4 protein-coding genes and 1 pseudogene are annotated in these 3,152 nt (G+C 76.6%); 1 reads left to right on the forward strand and 4 read right to left on the reverse strand.

Features of this window, described 5'->3' with window-relative positions; all coding sequences use genetic code 11:
- The 4 genes and pseudogenes from AC2W7A_RS10950 to AC2W7A_RS10965 form a co-directional block, all read right to left on the reverse strand.
- Positions 1-195, reverse strand: a 195-nt coding sequence (locus tag AC2W7A_RS10950; RefSeq protein ID WP_485991380.1) for a glycosyltransferase family 2 protein, incomplete at its 3' end; no start/stop codon positions are given.
- Positions 192-1,487 carry a glycosyltransferase family protein gene (locus AC2W7A_RS10955; RefSeq protein WP_485991383.1) on the reverse strand — a complete coding sequence of 432 codons (1,296 nt, stop codon included), beginning with the start codon at positions 1,485-1,487 and terminating at the stop codon, positions 192-194. The genes AC2W7A_RS10950 and AC2W7A_RS10955, both read right to left, overlap by 4 nt.
- Positions 1,484-2,218 (reverse strand): WcbI family polysaccharide biosynthesis putative acetyltransferase, encoded by a 735-nt coding sequence (locus tag AC2W7A_RS10960; protein WP_485991381.1) that lies wholly within the window; start codon positions 2,216-2,218, stop codon positions 1,484-1,486. The genes AC2W7A_RS10955 and AC2W7A_RS10960 overlap by 4 nt, the downstream gene beginning before the upstream one ends.
- 88 nt (positions 2,219-2,306) lie before the next feature.
- Positions 2,307-2,528, reverse strand: a pseudogene (locus AC2W7A_RS10965) (hypothetical protein); the annotation flags it as partial.
- A 116-nt stretch (positions 2,529-2,644) separates the two neighbouring features.
- Here AC2W7A_RS10965 and AC2W7A_RS10970 point away from each other — a divergent pair.
- The coding region (locus tag AC2W7A_RS10970) for a glycosyltransferase (RefSeq protein WP_485991382.1) at positions 2,645-3,152 on the forward strand (508 nt) is incomplete at its 3' end.

The following is a 3,152-nucleotide window of genomic DNA, read 5'->3' on the forward strand; positions in this document are numbered from 1 at the left end:
GGTCGGGGCTGCCGCACCACCTGCACGCCGAAGGCCAGCCCGTCCGGGATGCGCGGCGGCGTGCGGGGAGCCGTCGTCCGCCACCACCACCTCGAAGCGGTCGGCCGGCATCGTCTGCCGCGCCAGCGCGGCCAGCAGCCGGTCCAGGCCGTCCTGGTCCCGGTAGTACGGCACGACGACGGACACCTCAGTCATCCTGTCCGCCTCCTTCCGCGGTGGTCGGCCGGGTGCGAGAGGCATCTAGGGCCCTGCCCCAGACCTCGGCGAGCGCCCGGACGGTGTCCTCGGAGGTCGGCGCCAGGCTGAGGCCGGGAGCGAGCCGGGTGAGCGACGGGTCGGCCACCGCGGCGGCGAGGGCCCGGGTCAACGCCTCCAGCACGGCGTCGTCGTCCGCCGCACCGCTGACCGTCGCCGCGACGTCCTGCGCGGCAGTCCCGGCATCGGCGGCCGGGTCCATCCCGGTCGCCTCGGCCCGGGCCACGTGCAGGGTCCCGGGGCGGCAGGGGCGTCCATCTCCTCCACATAGGCTCCCGCGGGACGAGGCAGCGCCGGCCGTGGCCCATCCACGTGGCCAACGACCCGGAGGCGGACACGTTCCGGTGCGCGGCGAACGGCACGGCCGCCGCGTCCAGCGCCGCGGGCAGCTGCGCGTCCGGGACGAATCCGGTCACCCGGAACCCGAGCCCCTCGACCGCGGCGGCCTGCTCCAGCTCGGCCACCAGGTCCTGGTGTCCGGCGGCCACCGGCCCCAGGGCGGTCACCCGGTCCGGCAGACCCTTCAGGTCCTCGCCCCGCTCCGCCGCCTCCCGGCGCACCGCCGCCAGTGCGGCGACGGCCTCGGCATGGCCCTTGCCGGGATACAGATGGCCCAGCACCACCACGTCCCGTTCCAGCCCCTCGACCTCGCCCGGCGCCTGGCCTTCCCCCGGCGCCTGGCCATCCCCCGGCACTGCGCCATTCGGCACCGGCAGCGGGAGCACGGCGATCGGTGCAGGCTCCACCCCGGCGTCCGCGCAGGCGGCACGCAGGAAGCCGGCCTCGTGCTCGCTGGCCACCACCACGCCGGCGAACGCCCCGGCCAGCTCGGCATACGCCGCCGCCCGGGCCGCGTAGCGCTCGGCTCCCTCGGCCGGCTGGGGGACGTCGTGCAGGGCGAGCGTCGCGGAGTCCGGCAGGACCTCCCGCAGCACCGCCGCCGCCTCCGCCGGCGACCTCCCGAACAGGGCGTCGGTGACGTCCACGTGGACGGCCTCTCCGGCGTCCCCGGCCGCCCGCAACCGCTCCGCCGCGGTCTGGAACTGAGCCGCATCCGCACAGCGCACCAGGTCCACGTCCCACCGACCGGCCAGCACAGTGTCTGCGAGTGCGGCGGTCTGCAGCCCGTGGCGGGTCACCCCATGCTCCTGCGGCCCGACGGCCACCAGGTGCACCCGCCGGCCCACCCGGCCCGCACCGGCCGCCTCGAGCTGCTCATCCCCGCCCCTCACGGCAGCATCCCCAGCAGTCGGATGCGGGCGTCGAAGCGCTCCATGCCGGCGGCCACGCACGCAGGGTTCTCCAGGTACCAGTCCAGATGCGTCTGCCGCACCACGGCGTCCGGCACGTCCTCTCCCCCGATGCTCCAGGCCGGACGCGGCGCGCACTCCAACCCGAGCGCCTCCACGATCTGCGCCTCCACCGGCGTGCGGATCCCGCCCAGCAGCGTCCGCCCGTCCGCGGGCAGCGCGGCCTCCAGTCCCAGCCCGGTGCGGCGGCCGATCTCCTCGGCCACCCGCTGTGCCGCCGCCAGCAGCAGCGGGTTGTCCGGGTGGTTCACGGCGTGGAAGCCCACGCCGCGTTCGGCAGCCATCAGGTCCGAGACGGGCAGCAGCCCCTTGGCCTGCTCGCGGTGGGCGAGCATCCGCACGGACTCCTCGGCCGCCGCCTGCAGGGAGGCGGGGTCCACGGGGAGGCGGGGGCCGTCGTCGGGGTCCTGGGTCTCCCGCGCGGACACCCGAGCCCCGCTCAGGCGGCCGTGGGCCTCCACCAGGGTGCGCAGGTCGTGATACGGCACCAGCGGAGGGTCCTCGCCGGGGCGCTCGGCGGCACCGGGGGCGGCCTTCCAGTGCCGCAGCGTGGTCTGCCACGGGAAGCGGGAGGTGCAGTACACCACGGGCACCCGCACCAGCTCGGCGCCGGCCGGCAGCAGCCCCGCCAGCTGGTCCGTGCCCACCGGCATGCCGCGGTAGTCGTCCGGGATGGGCTGGGGAGACCAGCACGCGGCCGCGCCGCACCAGGCGGTGCAGCAGCGGCACCTCCTCGGCGGTCAGCTCGAACGCCGGCGGCACGCGCACGGACACCAGCTCGCCGCCGGCCAGCACGGTGCCGGGCTCGCCGCCGAGCAGCAGCCGGAACGACTCCCCCTGGCAGTTGCCCCACACCAGCAGCAGCGGCTGCTCCGGCAGCGGGGTGAGTCCGTAGAAGTGTCCGTAGTGGCGACGCCGGCCCTCCAGGTCCGGGTCCGGCGCGGGCGTCTGGGCTGTGGTCACGGCCCCTCCTGGGGTGCTGGAATGGCGGGCGCGCTCCGACCGGGGCGCCCGCCCACACTAGGGGCGGCCCGCCCGCGGGAGGTAGCGCTGGGATGCGGCCGCCGTGAGGAGACCGCATGCCGCTCACCGTCCAGCCCGTCCCCGCGGACCACCCGTACGTGCGTCACCTCCTCCCGGCCTCCCCCGCCCTTCCCGACGACGGCCACTCCCCTTCCGGGGACGGCATCGGTTCCCGTGGGGTCGGCTCCGAGGCAGGGGTGGAGGAGGCCGCGGTGATCCACGGGGCCGATCCGGAGGTGAAGGGGGCGGAGCCCGGGGTGTGGTGGCCGCCGGTGGCGCTGACGCCGGAGTGGATCCGTGAGCACCGCCCGGACGTGCTGCACGTGCACTTCGGCTTCGAGCACTACACGCCGGCGCAGCTGCAGGCGGCGATGGAGGCCGCCCGCGAGGTCGGCACGGCCGTGCTGGTCACCGTGCACGACCTGGAGAACCCGCACCTGCCCGCCGCAGAACAGCCGGCGCACCGGGCCCGGCTGGCCGTGCTCCTGGCCGCCGCGGACGAGGTGGTGACCCTGTCCTCCGGGGCCGCCGAGGCGGTGCGGCGGGAGTACGGGCGCGCGTCCG

Source organism: Micrococcus sp. LASM2_SD2 (assembly GCF_057364565.1).